This is a genomic window from Acidovorax sp. GW460-11-11-14-LB4 (assembly GCF_059423685.1).
In genome coordinates, this window is record NZ_JBWKYJ010000092.1 from 1 (window position 1) to 15338 (window position 15338).

Genomic DNA, 15338 nt, shown 5'->3' on the forward strand with positions numbered 1-15338 from the left:
CCATGGCAGAAAAGAAGCTCCAGCCCATCATCATCAAGCGCGTCAAGAAAGGCGGCCACGCGGTGCATGGTGGCGCCTGGAAGATCGCTTATGCCGACTTTGTGACGGCGATGATGGCGTTCTTCTTGCTGATGTGGCTTTTGGGCTCCACGGCCAAAGGTGAGCTGCAGGGCATTGCGGCATATTTCGCTTCGCCGCTCAAAGTGGCGATGACCGGAGGCGACGGTGCAGGCAACAGCTCCAGCGTCATCCCCGGTGGCGGCAACGATCTGGCCAAGGTGCATGGCCAGGTGCGCCGCTCCGATGTGGAAGAAGCCAAGCAGCGCCGCATGAGCATCGATGCCGCACGGGCAGAACGCGCCAAGCAGGACCAGGAACGCATCAAGGCCCTGGAGGCCAAGATCGATGCGCTGATCACCGAGAACCCGCGCCTGAATGAGTACAAGTCGCAGATCCGCATCGACATCACGCCCGACGGGCTGCAGATTCAGATCATCGACGACCAGAACCGCCCCATGTTCGACAGCGGTAGCGCGTTGGTAAAACCCTACATGCGCGACATCCTGCGCGAAATTGGCGCAGCCCTCGGTGGCGTTGAAAACCGCATCAGCCTTGCAGGCCACACCGACGCCGTACCTTATGGCAACAGCGAAAAGGGGTACAGCAACTGGGAGCTATCGGCAGATCGCGCCAACGCCTCGCGACGGGAACTGGTCTCTGCGGGCATGCCAGACGCTAAACTGGGCCGCGTGGTGGGCTTGGCCGCCAGTGATCTGCTGGACCCCAAGAACCCACGCTCCCCCTCCAACCGGCGCATCACCATCACGGTGTTGACCCGGGAGGCCGAAGAACGGCTCATGGGCAAAGGGATTCCTGAAATCACGTCCACAGAACTGTTGACGGAAAAGCGGGAAAATCCCCCCCCAAGCAGGTAACAGTTACGACTTGTCACCAAACCTGCCACCCATGACAATGCTTACAGTAAATCTCGACTGAAAGGGTCCCAAGTGACCACAGCCCTTCGTTTTTTGATCGTTGATGACTTCTCCACCATGCGACGCATCGTTCGCAACCTGCTCAAGGAGAGCGGGTTTGCAGACGCCGACGAGGCCGAGGATGGCGTCGCCGCACTCAACAAGCTGCGCAACAGCAAGTTTGACTTTGTGGTGACCGACATCAACATGCCCAACATGAACGGCTTCCAGCTGCTGGCCGAGATCAAGAAGGACGACAAGCTCAAACACCTGCCCGTCCTGATGGTGACCGCCGAAGCCCGCAAGGAAGACATCGTTGCCGCCGCCCAGGGAGGCGCTGCGGGTTACATCGTCAAACCCTTCACCAAGGCAACTCTGGAAGAGAAAGTGACCTTGATTCTGAAGAAGATGGGGTTATGACACCATGGACGACACACCGGACAACAGCCAGCCTGCCGATGTTCATCACAAGATTGGCCTGCTGACACGCCAGCTTCACGATTCGCTCAACGAGCTGGGTTATGCCGACAAGCTACGCGGCTCCATGGGCGAGCTCCCCGACGCACAGAGCAGACTTTCCTATATTGCCCGCCTGACGGGAGAAGCGGCCGAGAAGGTGCTCAACCGCGTCGAACAGGCCAAGGCCCAGCACGACTACATTGCGGCGGAAACGCGCCGGGTCGTCAACTCGCTGGTGGCGGACCCGGTGGCGGCCGTGGCCAAAGGCGAGATCTTCAACTTTCTGACCGACGTGGAGCGCGTGACCAAGGAAGCCGACACGCACCTCACCGAAATCATGATGGCGCAGGATTTTCACGACCTCACCGGCCAGGTGATTGCGCGCGTGGTGAACCTGGCAGCCACCATTGAAGAGCAGCTGGTGCAACTGCTCATCCAGACGGCTCCGCCCAGCGCCCAGGTGCCCGCCGAGCCCGCCCGCGCAGCGCATCTTCAGGGCCCGGTGGTGGACCCGGAGAACACCCCCGACGTGGTCACCGACCAGTCCCAGGTAGACGACCTGCTGGCCAGTCTGGGCTTCTGACGCTCCGTTTTCAGTCCAGCAGCCCCAGGGCGCTAGTGCAATATGCCTTGATTGCTATCATTTCTGAAAATAATGGCAGCAATCCACGGTGCGGGTCAGACACAGACCCGCCGCTAGACACACCCCAGGCACCACCGAAAAGAGGGGGCTGCAGCCCCCTTATCAGCCTTTAGATTTCCAGGTCGCTCACGACAATGGCATGACACCAGCCGTCATGCCACCATGGAATCCAGCCAAGAAAAAAGCCTCCCCGCGTCAGAACGCAAGCTGCAAAAAGCGCGCGAAGACGGCCAAGGGGCACGCTCGCGCGACTTGTCGCACCTGGCCATCCTGGGCGCGGGCGCCGCATGCATGCTGCTGCTGGCCCCACAGCTGATGGACCGCATGCAGTGGGCCATGAGCCAGCAGCTGGCGTTCAATGCGGCCACGGTGATGGCGCCAAGCACCATGCTCTCGCGGCTGCAGGACATGGTCATCGTGGGCTTGGTGGCCAGCACGGTGTTTGCCACCCTCACCAGCGCTGCGGGGCTGATCAGCGCCATCGGGGCGGGCGGCTGGATTCTCAGTGCCAAGCCCATCACACCGCAGTTCAACCGACTCAACCCGATCTCCGGACTGGCCAACCTGTTTTCCAAGCAGCAGATGGCCAACGTGGCCAAGATGGTGCTGATGACCGCCATCCTGACCTACGTGGCCTGGAAGTTCCTGGGCAACAGCCTCGAAACGGTGGCCATGCTGGTGCTGCAGCCCTCGCCGCTGGCCATTCGCCAGATTGCAGACTGGCTGACTTCGGGCATGAGCCTGTTGCTGCTGGTCGTGTTTCTGGCAGCTTTGGTGGATGTGCCTTTGCAGGCGTTCTTCTTCAAGGAACGACTGAAGATGTCGCACGAGGAAGTCAAGCAGGAGCACAAGGAGTCTGACGGCAACCCCCACACCAAGGGCCGCATCCGCCAGAAGCAGCGCGAGATCGCCGACCGGGCCAGCGTAGGCGCCGTCCCCAAGGCCGACTTTGTGGTGATGAACCCCACCCACTACGCCGTGGCACTCAAATACGACGAGAAGACCATGAGTGCGCCCCAGGTCATCTCGCGCGGCACCGACCTCATCGCCATGAAGATCCGCGACGTGGCCAAGGAGCACAACGTGCCCGTGCTGCAGTCGCCCATGCTGGCCCGTGCGCTGTATGCCCATGCCGAGCTGGACCAGGCCATCCCCGCGACGCTCTACACCGCCGTTGCCCAGGTGCTGGCCTATGTGTACCGCCTCAAGGCGGCCCTGCGTGGCGAAGGCCGCATGCCCGACAGCCTGGTGGAGCCTTTCGTGCCGCCTGAACTCGATCCGCTGAACCGCACCACGGTGCAAGGTGCTGCCGTATGAACACCTCCGTAAAGTCTTTGCAGCAATGGGCGGGCACCAATGCCAGCGCCCTGCAGGGCCTGTCGGCACCACTGCTGGTGGTGGCGATTCTGGCGCTGATGGTGCTGCCCATCCCCCCGTGGCTGCTGGATGCATTTTTCACGCTCAATATCGCCGTCGCGCTGATGGTGATGATGGTGGCGGCGTACATGCTGCGTCCGCTGGACTTCGCGGCATTCCCTTCGGTGCTGCTGCTGACCACACTGATGCGCCTGTCGCTGAACGTGGCCTCTACGCGCGTGGTGCTGCTCGAAGGCCACCAGGGCCCTGGCGCAGCGGGTGCTGTGATCGAGGCCTTCGGCCACTTCCTGATCGGCGGCAACTTCGCCGTCGGCCTGATCGTTTTTGCGATCCTCGTGGTGATCAACTTCGTGGTGATCACCAAGGGCGCCGAGCGCATTGCCGAAGTGTCGGCGCGCTTCACCCTGGACGCCATGCCCGGCAAGCAGATGGCGGTGGATGCCGACCTGAATGCCGGCCTGATCGACGAAAAAGAAGCCAAGCGTCGCCGTGCCGAAGTGGCGGAAGAAGCCAACTTCTTCGGCTCCATGGACGGCGCGTCCAAGTTCGTGCGCGGCGACGCCGTGGCGGGCATCCTGATCCTGCTCATCAACATCATTGGCGGCTTCGCCATTGGTGTGTTGCAACACGACCTGTCGGCCAAGCAGGCCGCAGACAGCTACATCCTACTGGCCATTGGCGATGCGCTGGTGGCACAGATTCCCGGCCTGCTGATTTCGGTAGCAGCCGCCATGGTGATCTCGCGCGTGGGCAAGGACCACGACATGGGCCGCCAGATCGTTCAGCAGCTGTTCATGTCGCCCCGCGTGCTGGGCGTGACGGCAGGCATCCTGATCCTGCTGGGTTTGATCCCCGGCATGCCGCATGTGGTGTTCCTGACCATGGGCAGCCTGCTGGGCTACGGCGCCTGGGTGATGTATGAGCGCCAGAAGGTTCCCCCGGTGGTCGAAGCCCCACCGCCGCCCGCCACCGATGGCGAAGCCACCTGGGACGACTTGCAGCCCGTGGACCTGCTGGGCCTGGAACTGGGATACCGCCTCATCAGCCTGGTGGACAAGAGCCGCCAGGGCGACCTGCTCACCCGCATCAAGGGCGTGCGCCGCAAGTTTGCACAGGAAGTCGGCTTCCTGCCCCCTGCCGTGCACGTACGTGACAACCTCGAACTCAAGCCCAGCGGCTACCGCATCACGCTGCGCGGCGTGGTGGTGGGCGAGGGCGAAGCCTTCCCTGGCATGTTCCTGGCCATCAACCCCGGCGGCATCACCACGCCGCTGATCGGCACGGCCACCACCGACCCTGCCTTTGGCCTGCCAGCACACTGGATCGACGATCGGCAAAAGGAAGCCGCACAAATGGCCGGTTTTACCGTCGTTGATTCCGAAACCGTGATGGCCACCCATTTGTCACACTTGATGCAAGTGCAAGCCGCCAAGCTCCTCAGTCGCACGGAAACGCAGCAACTGGTGGAACACGTGGCCAAGCTGGCCCCCAAGCTCATCGAAGAAGTAGTCCCGAAAATGGTCTCCATCGCAACGTTCCAGAAAGTCCTCCAGCTGCTGCTGGAAGAGTCTGTGCACATCCGCGATATCCGCACCATCATCGAAACGCTGGCCGAGCATGCTGGTGGCGTCTCGGACCCCGTCGAGCTGGCCCGCCGCGTGCGCATTGCGCTCTCGCCCGCCATCGTCCAGCAGATCTACGGCCCCACCCGCGAGCTCAACGTCATTGCCATCGAGCCCGGCCTGGAGCGCCTGCTGGTGCAAGCCCTGGGCAATACGGCAGGCCCCGCGCTCGACCCCGGCGTAGCCGACATCCTCACACAAAAGGCCGCCGAAGTGGCCCTCAAGCAGGAAGAGATGGGCCTGCCCGCCTGCCTGCTGGTTCCCGACCAGATCCGCAATGCCATCTCCCGCCTGGTGCGCCGCGTAGCGCCCCGCCTGCAGGTGCTGGCACACAGTGAAATTCCAGAGACCCACACCATCCGTATTGGGCCGATCCTTAAAGGTGCATCAGCATGAACATCAAACGCTTTACCGCCCCCACCTCCCGGGAGGCTCTGGCCAAGGCGCGCATGGCCTTTGGCGACGGCACGCTGATCCTGTCCAACCGCCCCACGGCCAACGGCGTGGAAGTGGTGGCCACGGCCGAGGACACGCTGTCGGCTCTGGACGGTGGTGCGCCCACCGCTTCGTCCAATCCGCCCCTGCTGGCGCCCAGCACTGCGCGCAGCACCCCCCAGCGCGCCAGCCAATCGGCAGCAGCGTCGGGCCTGGGCCGCAACCCGGTCGAGGAAGACACCGAACAGCTGGCCATGAGCACGCTGTCGTTCCAGGACTATGTGCGCGAACGCATGCTGCGCCGCCGCCACGAGGCACTGAATGGCCCCTCGGAACCCCAGACACTGTCTGAACGCAGCCGCGACCAGGAACCGGAACGTGAACGCATGCCCGCGCCCTCGGTGGCGCGCCACAACCCGCTGCGCACGATCCCGATGGACATCCCGCCCGAGCCACCGCGCCGCCGGCAAGAAACCCCCAGCGCCCACCTGATCCAGTCGAACAACCAGCAGAGCGTGATGAACGAGCTGCACGCGATGAAAGAGCTGATCGAAGACCGCTTCAACACGCTGGCCTGGCTGGGGCAGGCGCGCCAGAACCCGATCCAGTCCAACCTGATGCTGAAGATGATCCGTGCCGGATACTCCCCGTCGCTGGCCCGCGCCGTGCTCGAACGCATGCCCGAAGACCTGTCGGCGGGCGAATCGGTGCGCTGGCTGATGGAGGTGCTGGAACGCAACCTCAAGACCGACCAGACCGATCCCCCCCTTTATGAACAGGGCGGCATCTTCGCCATGGTGGGCTCTACGGGTGTGGGTAAGACCACCACCACCGCCAAGCTGGCTGCCATGTGCGCCCGCATCCACGGCCCCGGCAGTGTGGGGCTGATCACACTTGACACCTACCGTGTGGGCGCGCACGAACAACTGCGCACTTACGGGCGCATGCTGGGCATCGTGGCCCACCTGGCACACGACCGCGCCGCGCTGCAAGACCTGCTGGGTCTGCTCAGCGGCAAGAAAATGGTGTTGATCGACACCACCGGCGTGGCCCCCAGGGACCCCCGCAAGCGCGACATGCTGGATGTGCTGGACCTGCCCCATGTGAACCGCCTGCTGGTACTCAACGCCGGCTGCCATGGCGACACGCTGGATGACGTGCTGACCGCCTTCAAGACCGACGGCTCGCAGCAGGCCATCCTGTCCAAGGTGGACGAAGCCGTGAAGCTGGGCCCCGCGATCGACGCACTGATCCGCCACCAGATGGTGCTGCGCGGCGTGACCAACGGCCAGCGCGTGCCCGAGGACTGGGAGCGTGCCAACGCCCACCAGCTCATCAGCGCCTCCATGCGGTCGCCGGCGAAGTCGGCTTTCGACCCCAAGGCCACGGACCTGAACTTCTTCTTCTCGCACTCTCCTGACACCGTGACGGAGGGGGGGCTGGTCGATGCTTGATCTGGGTTTTCACCAGGCGGCCAGCCTGCACAGCCTCACCCCGCAGGCAGAGCTGCGGCTGCTGGCAGTCGCCAGCCAGGGCAACACGGCGAGCGGCCTGGAAACGCTATGGCAGATCTGCGCCAGCCTGCAGCGGCTGGGCTATCCGGTGGTGGTACTCGACGGCACGGCGCAGGAGTCCGACGACAGCCCCGGGCTGCTGCACCTGCTGCAACATGCAACGTGGAATGACGGCGCCAGCCTGAACCTGGGCGCCACCGCATCCTCCCTCGCCGTGATTCCAGCGGCCAAGGGGCTGCAGCACCTGAGCCGCAAGGCCAGCGGCAGCACACGCTCGCCCATGGAGAGCTTGCTGCCCTGCTTCAGGACTTACGGCCTCATGGTGATTCACGCACCAGCCTCCACCCTGGGGCCCCTGCTCACCCACACGGCCACGGTGCCGCTGGTGGTCATGGGCAGTGGCGCAGCGGGCGTGATGACCAGCTACAAGAGCCTCAAGCAGATTGCGCTACACACTGGCTTGCCCTGCATGGTGGCCGCTTTGCTGCACGGCAACACCGCCGCCGAACGCCGCAAGGCCCAGTCCCAGCTGATGACCTTGCAGGCATGTGCCGAGCGCCATCTGGGCGGCCCGATACGAACCACCACCATTGCCACTCAGAACCCCCAGGAGCTTCAGCGCCTGGCCTTGCAACTGCTGGAAAATGCGGGCACTATGAACGGAGCGCTGGCTGCGCTGACACCCAGCAACTTGACAGGCATGCCTGCGCATTTTGTCCGGAGCCACTGACCAGAGCCTGTGATGCACCTCTACGTACGCACGTTGACCCGAAACGCTCCCCACGGTCTGGCAAGTTGCTGGCCCCGGGCGGCGGAAAAAGATCGGGTGATGGCACCCCCAAGCGGCTCCAGAACAAGATCGCATACCCGCCCTACCAGTGCATAACACCCTCTCTATGTACACCGCCAAAGGCCAGCTTGATCGCGATGCCATGATCCGCCAGCATGTACCGCTGGTCCGGAGGATTGCGCACCACATGATCGCCAAGCTGCCTCCCAATGTCGAGCTGGATGACTTGATCCAGGTCGGCATGATGGGGCTGGCCGAAGCCCTGTCGCGCTACGAAGTGGCACAGGGCGTGCAGTTTGAAACCTTTGCCACCCAACGCATCCGGGGCGCCATGCTCGACGAGCTGCGCGAGGGCGACTGGATGAGCCGCAGCTCGCGCAAGAGCCAGAAAGACATTGAACACGCTGTGCACCGGCTGGAGCAAAAGCTGGGACGCAGCCCGCTGGAGTCCGAAATAGCCAGCGAAATGGGCATGAGCCTGGCGGACTACCAGAATCTGCTGGGCAAGGTCCGGGGCACCCAGCTGGTGTACCTCGAAGACATGACGCATGGCAACGATGACGAGGATGGGTTTCTGGACCGCCACGTTGCCGACAGTGCGGCTGACCCGGTGGAGCTGCTGCGTGATCAACGGCTCAAGACGTCACTGGTCAACGCCATCAAAACCCTGCCGGAGCGCGAGCAGCACATCATGGGCATGTACTACGAACATGACATGAACCTCAAGGAAATTGCCGCCGTGCTGGGCGTCACCGAGTCGCGCGTGTGCCAGCTGCACAGCCAGTCCATTGCCCGGCTGCGGGCCAAGATGCGCGCGCACTGAGCGCCCCCACCGGCGGAAAACAGGCGCCGCACAGGTCGTTGCGGAGGGTCGGGTTACGAGCCGCCGCTTTTCGCGACCGGGCCCACAACCCCTTCAGAACAATGGATGCCGCTCAGCCTGCAGAGCGGTAGATGCGCGCCACACCCGGCGCGGCTCCGCGCGCCCCCAGGCCATCGCCATAGGTAGCCGCCGCATTGGGGGGCAACAGGCCGGCGGCTTGGCGGTCCGTGTTGGCGGCCAACCGGGCCAGGCTTTCACGGTGCAGGATCAGCATGCTGCGGATCGCATCCGCGCGCTTTTGCAGCGACGCCGGCAAGGGCGCCCCCCGCGCGGCCGCCTGCTCCAGCGCACGCGAAAAATCGGCCGCTGCATCACGCAAGGCCGTGCTGTTTTTTTCCAGGGAGGTAGGGTCGGCCGCGAGAAGTGCGGCGGAGACTTGTTCGATCAGCTGCTCAACAGCCGAGAGAGATTCTTCCAGAGACATGGCGCATTGTGCGATGGATTGCGCCCGGGAGCAAAACGCCGGTCAACCCCGCGAGCGGGACAGGATCTCCTGGGCGTTGGACAACAGCTTGTCGGCAATGGCTTCGGCGTCGACCGAGAATTCACCCTTTTCGATGGCAGCGCGCACTGCCTTGACCTTACCCGCGTCAAAATCTGCCGTGCTGCGGGTGGCAGGGCTGAGCGCCCGGGCCGCGGTGGACACAGTGACAGGCACACCGGCGGATGACGCCATCAGTGCGTCCTTGGTGGCTCCTTCAGCAGCGCTGGCTGGGGCCTTGGCTTGCTTGGCAAGCCCCGTCGGCGGCAACCCGCCCGGCAGTTCCGGTGTTTGACCTATCTTCATCGCTCTCTCCACCACCCCGTTGGATGTGGGGCATCAGTAGCAATGTTTTCGACCCATTTGGCCCGGACTTTAGCCATTTATTACCGGGGCGTCATCACAGAGTGACATCCACTGTCCCAGAATCATTCACAGTTCCACTTACGATACGGCCATTCTCCATGCGCACGCGCACAGTCTGCCCGACAGAGCCTGCGGTCAACGCCTGGCCCGCAGAGCTGACCGCATAGCCCGGCCCCTGAGCCACCACTTTCACCTGCGCACCGGCCTTGAACAGCAGGGGGGCACGCACCATGGCCTGGCGCACCGCCTGCCCCGCCACCAGTTGGCGGGCCGCGGTCTGCCCTACCCACAGGTCGGGATTGGCCATGACGGGAGAGGAATCGGCCGCCCAGTCCACTTCGGCCTCTGTGGCGTCATTGGCCGTCAACACGGCACCGGGCGCCACATTGTTGGTCAACACCCAGGCCGGGCCAAACGCCTTGATGGTGACGGGCAAAAACACGTTCCATGCGGTGGCGCCCTCCACGCAGCGCAGCCCCAGACGGGTCCGGCCCCACAGGCGGGCACCTACGGGCAGATAGGGTTCAACGCGCGCACAGGGCGCCAGCCGCAGGCGCGAATCCAGTGAGCCAACACTCACTTCCATACGCAGTGGCAGCGCGGAGGACGGGTTGCGGGCCAACGCATCGTCCAGCCAGCGCTGGGTAAGCGGCCCCAGGTCCGCCGCGGGGTCTGCCGCCGACTGAGCGTGCGCAACACCATGGGGGCCCAGCGCAGCCACAGCCAATACACCCACCAGGCAGAACGTACGCACCAAGGCGCCGGCACGCACAGCCAGCGACTTCCGGGTGGCGCCGCACAGCGCGGCGTCGGTGTTGGCGGCAGAGAAAAGGAAGTGGGCGGTCATAGGGGCCTCCTGGGCATCGGCTGGCCAGGCTGCCCGCGCACGGGGTGCTACGGAAGGCAGGGGCCATTTCACCCCTGGAACTATAGGCAGATGACCCGGACGCAAAACCCGGAACTGCGCATCCATTTGCCACTTCTTCGCGCTTTAGAAAAAGGGCGCGGTTTCCATAATCGAGCCACGCCAAAAGCCCCCCGGGGATGGCGACTTTGCAACCGACGGTGTGAGGCACACATGCTTGACAAGATGACCAACCAGCTGAATTTTCACGGCAACGCCCTGGTGCTGCGTGGGGAACGTCAGCGCGCCATCGCCAGCAACATTGCCAACGCCGACACCCCTGGCTATGTGGCACGCGACTTCAAGTTTGGCGACGCGCTGCGCGAGGCCACGGGCATGACTTCTTCCGCCACAGGCACTGCCGGCGCAGCGGTCACGCGGCTGGCAACCGGAGGTTCGTACGGAACCGCAGGCACGACCGATCCGCACCATATTCCGCTGCCCACCGTGAATTCCAGCACCAGCATCGACCGGCAAGGCGCCCTGGGCTATGCGGTGCAAACCCAACCGAGCCTGGACAACAACTCGGTGGACCTGGACCGCGAGCGTGCCAACTTCGTGGACAACGCCGTGCGCTATGAAGCCACGCTGCGGTTCATCAACGGCAACGCCAAAACCATGCTCAGCGCCATCCAGGGCCAATAACCAGCCAGCCCCGCAGCGCAGAAAGCGAGCCACCCCATGTCCATGTTTTCGATTTTCAACGTATCGGGCAGCGCCATCAGTGCGCAGTCGCAGCGGCTCAACGTGGTGGCCAGCAACCTGGCCAATGTGGACGCCGTGGCAGGCCCCGATGGTCAGGCCTACAAGGCACGCCAAGTGGTGTTCCAGACAGCGCCCATGGGGGCCGACAGCTCTGCGGGCGTCAAGGTCAGCGGTGTCAGCGAAAGCAATGTGCCGGGCCGCCGCGTGCACGACCCCAGCCACCCGTCGGCCGACGAGCAGGGGTATGTGACGCACTCCAACGTCAACGCGGTTGAAGAGATGGTCAACATGATCTCTGCCTCGCGCTCGTACCAGAACAACGTCGAGGTCATGAACACGGCCAAGTCGCTGCTCCTCAAAACCCTGCAGATGGGCCAGTAAGGCACGAGCCTGCTCCAAGAAGGACACCACCATGATTCTCAGTGCCACCAACGCCCCCACGGTGACGGACTCGTCCAGCACCAAGGCCAACGCGTCCACCGACCCGGCTGCCGCGCAAGACCGCTTTTTGAAACTGCTGGTTGCGCAGCTGAACAACCAGGACCCGATGAACCCCCTGGACAACGCCCAGATGACTTCGCAGATCGCGCAGATCAACACGGTGACCGGCATCCAGCAACTGAACCAGACCATGCAGAGCATGGCTTCGCAGTTCAACTCGCTGCAGGTCATGCAGGGCACAGCCCTGGTGGGCCGCAATGTGCTGACCGAGGGCTCCAGCCTGGCGGTGGCGGACAAGACCGGCAAGGGCGGCTTCGAGCTGGGCTCGGCCGCCACCAACGTGAAGATCGAGGTCACAACCGCAGGCGGGCAGGTGGTGGACACCATCGACCTGGGTGCCAAGGCGGCGGGCCGCCACACCTTCGACTGGGACGCCAGCCAGTACACCGGCTCCACCGAAGGGCTGCAGTTCCGCGTGACGGCCGTCAATGGCTCCACCAAGCTGGACTCCACCGCACTGAACCTTGCCAAGGTGACGGCCGCAGGCGCCGAGGACGGACAGCTGGTGCTGAGCCTGTCCAACGGCAAAACCATCAACTACAGCCAGATCAAGGCCTTGGTGTAACACCAGCCTGCTTCGTATCGCGTCAACAGGAGAACACCATGAGTTTTCAGCAAGGCCTGTCCGGCTTGAACGCCGCCAGCAAGAACCTCGATGTCATCGGGCACAACATTGCCAACTCCAACACCGTCGGGTTCAAGGCCTCGCGGGCCGAGTTTGCCGAGATGGTGGCCTCTGCCATCGGCTCGGCAGGGGGCTCCAATGCAGGCATCGGCGTGGAAGTGGGCGCCGTGGCGCAGCAATTCACCCAGGGCAACCTGACCATCACCGGCAACAGCCTGGACGTGGCCATCAATGGCAATGGGTTCTTCACCCTCACGCTGCCCGATGGCACCGCCGCCTACACCCGCTCCGGCAACTTCAAGCTGGACAAGGAAGGCAACATGATCACCAACGACAACGCGTCGGTGATGGGCTACCCGGTGGACCCGGTGACGGGTCTGCGCACCGGCACCGACCCCATCCCCATGGTGTTCCCGACCGCCGAGCCAATTCCCGCCAAGCAGACCACCAAGATCACGGCGGCCTTCAACCTGGACGCCCGCGCCACCGACGCGGCGGGCAACCCCGCAGCCACGCCCCCCATCCCGGCCACGCCGCGCGCCACCTATGGCACGTCGATCAACGTGTTCGACAGCCAGGGCGTGGCCAAACCGGTGAGCCTGTACTTTCAGAAAACCGCCACCGCCAACACCTGGGACGTATACGACGCCCTGGACGACCCCACCGCTGTGCCGCCCGTGGTGGCCACGCCCATCGGCCAGATCACGTTCGACAACAACGGCGCCATCACCGGCCCGGTGGCCACGCCACCCGCCACGGGCTTTTCGCTGCCGCTCACCATCAACCCCACGCCGCCCAACCCCAATAACCTGCCCACCTATACCGTGGACGTGAGCCTGGACAAGGTGACGCAGTTCGGCAAGAAGTTTGCGGTGTCCAACCTGAGCCAGGACGGCTACACCTCGGGCGAGCTGACCGGCATCAACATCGAGAACAACGGGATGATCATGACCCGTTATTCCAACGGCGTGACGCGTGCCGAGGGCCAGCTGGCGCTGTCGAGCTTCCGCAATACGCAGGGCCTGGCCTCGGTCGGCAGCAACAACTGGGTGGCCACGTTCGAGTCGGGCCAGCCCGTCGTCGGCACCGCCACGGATGGCAGCTTTGGCTCGCTGCGCTCGGGCGCCCTGGAAGACTCCAACGTGGACCTCACGGCCGAGCTGGTGAACATGATGACCGCCCAGCGCGCCTACCAGGCCAACGCACAGACCATCAAGACGCAAGATCAGGTGATGTCCACCCTGGTGAACCTGCGCTGACCGGCTGAACCCCCACTGAACCCGCCCAGGACACCGGAGATCCCCCATGGACCGCATCATCTACACCTCGATGACAGGCGCCAACGCCGCTGCGCACCGGCAGGCGGTGCTGTCCAACAACCTCGCCAACGTGTCCACCGGCGGGTTCCGCGCCGAGATGTCCACCTTCCGCTCGGTGCCGCTGCAAGGCGACGGCGCCAAGACGCGCGTGTTTGCACTGGAGGCCACCTCGGGCTACGTCAACACCCCCGGCCCTGTACAACGCACCGGCCGCAACCTCGACGCCATGGCGGCCGGCAATGCCTGGTTTGCAGTGCAGGGGCTGGATGGCACCGAGGCCTACACCCGTGCGGGCAGCTTTGAGGTGTCGGCCACCGGCCAGCTGCTCACCCCCACCGGCCTGCCCGTGTTGTCCGATGGCGGAGCGCCCATCGACGTGCCGCCCGGTGCCGATGTGTCGCTCGGGTCGGACGGTACCGTGACCTCCAAGATCCCGGGCCAGCCCGCCCAGGCCATTGGCCGCCTCAAGCTGGGCACACCCACGCCGGAAGACCCGCTCAAGCGCGGCGACGACGGGCTGTTTCGCACCACGTCGGGCGACCCCATGCCCAACGATGCCAACGCGCGCATGCTGTCGGGCGCGCTGGAGGGCTCGAACGTGAACCCTGTCGAATGCATGGTCGGAATGATCGCTGCATCGCGCCAGTTCGAGCAGCAGATGAAGCTGCTGCAGACCGCCGAAACCAACGACAAGACCGCCAGCCAGCTGCTGAGCATGAACGGCTGATGCCGCTGCCCCCCAGCACGCACCTGCCATAAGGAAGCACCATGATCAACTCCCTCTGGATCGCCAAGACCGGCATGTCTGCCCAGCAGACCCAGCTCGACGTCATCTCGCACAACCTGGCCAACGTCTCCACCACGGGCTACAAGCGCAACAACGCGGTGTTCGAAGACCTGATCTACCAGAACCTGCGCCAGGTGGGTGCCAACACCACCGAACAAAACCAGCTGCCCACCGGCCTGCACCTGGGCCTGGGCGTGCGCACGGTGGCCACCAGCCGCAACTTCATGCAGGGCAGCCTGCAGGAGTCCAAGAACAACCTGGATGTCGCCATCAACGGCAACGGCTTCTTTGAAGTGACCATGCCCGATGGCACCGTGGGCTACACCCGCGACGGCTCCTTCCAGGTCGATGCCCAGGGCCGCATGGTCACGTCCAGCGGGCTGCCCGTGGTCAATGGCATCACCATTCCGGCCAACGCCACCAGTGTCAGCATCAGTGCCGAAGGCGCCGTGGCAGTCACCGTGCCGGGCAACACACAGCCGCAGACCGTTGGCAACCTGGCCATGGCCAGCTTCATCAACCCGGCCGGCCTGGAGCCGATCGGGCAGAACCTGTTCAAGGAATCCGCCGCCTCCGGCCAGCCCCAGCAGGGCACCCCCGGCACGAACGGCCTGGGCATCATCAAGCAGGGGTTTCTGGAAGCCTCCAACGTCAACGTGGTGGAAGAGCTGGTCACCATGATCCAGACCCAACGCGCCTACGAGATGAATTCCAAGGCCATCCAGACCTCGGACCAGATGCTGGCCAAGCTCGCCCAGTTGTGACCAAAAAGCCCCTCGCGCTTTTGCCCAGGACCTTCGCCATGCGCACTTTCACACGCCCTCTTCGCCTGCTGCAGGCACTTGGCTCGCTGCGTGCGGGTATCCCCGCGCTGGGCGCAGCACTGCTGTGTGCCGGCTGCGCCACCCTGTCGCCACCGCCGCCGGTGGACATCCTGCCCACCACCCCACCCC

Annotated in this window: 17 protein-coding genes; 14 read left to right on the plus strand and 3 right to left on the minus strand. The window is 64.2% G+C overall.

The annotated features are described in order from the left end of the window. Positions 1-2 precede the first annotated feature (2 nt). The 8 genes from motB to AC07X4_RS21865 all read left to right on the plus strand — a co-directional run bounded on the left by motB (position 3) and on the right by AC07X4_RS21865 (position 8637). Positions 3-935, plus strand: a complete 933-nt coding sequence (gene motB / locus AC07X4_RS21830; RefSeq protein WP_056065694.1) for a flagellar motor protein MotB — start codon at positions 3-5, stop codon at positions 933-935. Positions 936-1007: 72 nt separating this feature from the next. Continuing rightward, complete coding sequence (gene cheY, locus AC07X4_RS21835; protein ID WP_010466076.1) at positions 1008-1394, plus strand: chemotaxis response regulator CheY; 387 nt, start codon at positions 1008-1010, stop codon at positions 1392-1394. Positions 1395-1398: 4 nt separating this feature from the next. Then, a complete protein-coding gene (locus AC07X4_RS21840) occupies positions 1399-2016 on the plus strand; it encodes a protein phosphatase CheZ (RefSeq protein ID WP_056065691.1) in 618 nt (205 codons plus the stop codon). A 222-nt stretch (positions 2017-2238) separates the two neighbouring features. Continuing rightward, positions 2239-3393, plus strand: coding sequence for an EscU/YscU/HrcU family type III secretion system export apparatus switch protein (locus tag AC07X4_RS21845; protein WP_494741300.1), 1155 nt, complete (start codon positions 2239-2241; stop codon positions 3391-3393). Further along, a complete protein-coding gene (gene flhA, locus AC07X4_RS21850; protein WP_056065684.1) occupies positions 3390-5471 on the plus strand; it encodes a flagellar biosynthesis protein FlhA in 2082 nt (693 codons plus the stop codon). The genes AC07X4_RS21845 and flhA overlap by 4 nt, the downstream gene beginning before the upstream one ends. Next, positions 5468-6964 carry a flagellar biosynthesis GTPase FlhF gene (gene flhF, locus AC07X4_RS21855; protein ID WP_056065681.1) on the plus strand — a complete coding sequence of 499 codons (1497 nt, stop codon included), beginning with the start codon at positions 5468-5470 and terminating at the stop codon, positions 6962-6964. The genes flhA and flhF overlap by 4 nt, the downstream gene beginning before the upstream one ends. Next, on the plus strand, positions 6957-7754 hold the full coding sequence (locus AC07X4_RS21860; protein ID WP_056065678.1) for a hypothetical protein: 798 nt from the start codon (positions 6957-6959) through the stop codon (positions 7752-7754). The genes flhF and AC07X4_RS21860 overlap by 8 nt, the downstream gene beginning before the upstream one ends. Before the next feature lie 166 nt (positions 7755-7920). Beyond that, positions 7921-8637: an RNA polymerase sigma factor FliA gene (locus AC07X4_RS21865; protein ID WP_056065675.1), complete on the plus strand. Its 717-nt coding sequence runs from the start codon at positions 7921-7923 to the stop codon at positions 8635-8637. A gap of 112 nt (positions 8638-8749) precedes the next feature. On the opposite strand, the gene AC07X4_RS21870 is transcribed toward AC07X4_RS21865, so the two are convergent. The 3 genes from AC07X4_RS21870 to flgA form a co-directional block, all read right to left on the minus strand. Then, complete coding sequence (locus AC07X4_RS21870) at positions 8750-9121, minus strand: hypothetical protein (protein WP_288853139.1); 372 nt, start codon at positions 9119-9121, stop codon at positions 8750-8752. A gap of 42 nt (positions 9122-9163) precedes the next feature. Beyond that, a complete protein-coding gene (gene flgM, locus AC07X4_RS21875) occupies positions 9164-9484 on the minus strand; it encodes a flagellar biosynthesis anti-sigma factor FlgM (RefSeq protein ID WP_056065669.1) in 321 nt (106 codons plus the stop codon). A gap of 94 nt (positions 9485-9578) precedes the next feature. After that, positions 9579-10391, minus strand: a complete 813-nt coding sequence (gene flgA / locus AC07X4_RS21880; RefSeq protein WP_494741301.1) for a flagellar basal body P-ring formation chaperone FlgA — start codon at positions 10389-10391, stop codon at positions 9579-9581. Between the two features lie 231 nt (positions 10392-10622). Between flgA and AC07X4_RS21885 the strand changes: the two genes are divergently transcribed. The 6 genes from AC07X4_RS21885 to flgG are packed head-to-tail and all read left to right on the plus strand — an operon-like array spanning position 10623 to position 15149. Further along, positions 10623-11093: a flagellar basal body rod protein FlgB gene (locus tag AC07X4_RS21885; protein ID WP_056065666.1), complete on the plus strand. Its 471-nt coding sequence runs from the start codon at positions 10623-10625 to the stop codon at positions 11091-11093. A 36-nt stretch (positions 11094-11129) separates the two neighbouring features. Beyond that, positions 11130-11534, plus strand: coding sequence for a flagellar basal body rod protein FlgC (flgC, locus tag AC07X4_RS21890; protein ID WP_056065662.1), 405 nt, complete (start codon positions 11130-11132; stop codon positions 11532-11534). A 31-nt stretch (positions 11535-11565) separates the two neighbouring features. Further along, positions 11566-12219 (plus strand): flagellar hook assembly protein FlgD, encoded by a 654-nt coding sequence (locus AC07X4_RS21895; RefSeq protein WP_395456491.1) that lies wholly within the window; start codon positions 11566-11568, stop codon positions 12217-12219. Between the two features lie 38 nt (positions 12220-12257). Further along, complete coding sequence (gene flgE / locus AC07X4_RS21900; RefSeq protein ID WP_056065656.1) at positions 12258-13538, plus strand: flagellar hook protein FlgE; 1281 nt, start codon at positions 12258-12260, stop codon at positions 13536-13538. A gap of 46 nt (positions 13539-13584) precedes the next feature. Continuing rightward, entirely contained in the window at positions 13585-14325 is a 741-nt protein-coding gene (gene flgF / locus AC07X4_RS21905) for a flagellar basal-body rod protein FlgF (protein ID WP_056065654.1), read from the plus strand. 41 nt (positions 14326-14366) lie between these two features. Further along, positions 14367-15149 (plus strand): flagellar basal-body rod protein FlgG, encoded by a 783-nt coding sequence (flgG, locus tag AC07X4_RS21910; protein WP_056648212.1) that lies wholly within the window; start codon positions 14367-14369, stop codon positions 15147-15149. The last annotated feature ends 189 nt before the right edge of the window (positions 15150-15338 follow it).

Bases quoted from the DNA above. Each gene is read 5' to 3' on its own strand.
- motB (WP_056065694.1), top strand. From the start codon at position 3: ATGGCAGAAAAGAAGCTCCAGCCCATCATCATCAAGCGCGTCAAGAAA.
- AC07X4_RS21840 (WP_056065691.1), top strand. From the start codon at position 1,399: ATGGACGACACACCGGACAACAGCCAGCCTGCCGATGTTCATCACAAG.
- AC07X4_RS21845 (WP_494741300.1), top strand. From the start codon at position 2,239: ATGGAATCCAGCCAAGAAAAAAGCCTCCCCGCGTCAGAACGCAAGCTG.
- flhA (WP_056065684.1), top strand. From the start codon at position 3,390: ATGAACACCTCCGTAAAGTCTTTGCAGCAATGGGCGGGCACCAATGCC.
- flhF (WP_056065681.1), top strand. From the start codon at position 5,468: ATGAACATCAAACGCTTTACCGCCCCCACCTCCCGGGAGGCTCTGGCC.
- AC07X4_RS21860 (WP_056065678.1), top strand. From the start codon at position 6,957: ATGCTTGATCTGGGTTTTCACCAGGCGGCCAGCCTGCACAGCCTCACC.
- AC07X4_RS21865 (WP_056065675.1), top strand. From the start codon at position 7,921: ATGTACACCGCCAAAGGCCAGCTTGATCGCGATGCCATGATCCGCCAG.
- AC07X4_RS21870 (WP_288853139.1), bottom strand. From the start codon at position 9,121: ATGTCTCTGGAAGAATCTCTCTCGGCTGTTGAGCAGCTGATCGAACAA.
- flgM (WP_056065669.1), bottom strand. From the start codon at position 9,484: ATGAAGATAGGTCAAACACCGGAACTGCCGGGCGGGTTGCCGCCGACG.
- flgA (WP_494741301.1), bottom strand. From the start codon at position 10,391: ATGACCGCCCACTTCCTTTTCTCTGCCGCCAACACCGACGCCGCGCTG.
- AC07X4_RS21885 (WP_056065666.1), top strand. From the start codon at position 10,623: ATGCTTGACAAGATGACCAACCAGCTGAATTTTCACGGCAACGCCCTG.
- flgC (WP_056065662.1), top strand. From the start codon at position 11,130: ATGTCCATGTTTTCGATTTTCAACGTATCGGGCAGCGCCATCAGTGCG.
- AC07X4_RS21895 (WP_395456491.1), top strand. From the start codon at position 11,566: ATGATTCTCAGTGCCACCAACGCCCCCACGGTGACGGACTCGTCCAGC.
- flgE (WP_056065656.1), top strand. From the start codon at position 12,258: ATGAGTTTTCAGCAAGGCCTGTCCGGCTTGAACGCCGCCAGCAAGAAC.
- flgF (WP_056065654.1), top strand. From the start codon at position 13,585: ATGGACCGCATCATCTACACCTCGATGACAGGCGCCAACGCCGCTGCG.
- flgG (WP_056648212.1), top strand. From the start codon at position 14,367: ATGATCAACTCCCTCTGGATCGCCAAGACCGGCATGTCTGCCCAGCAG.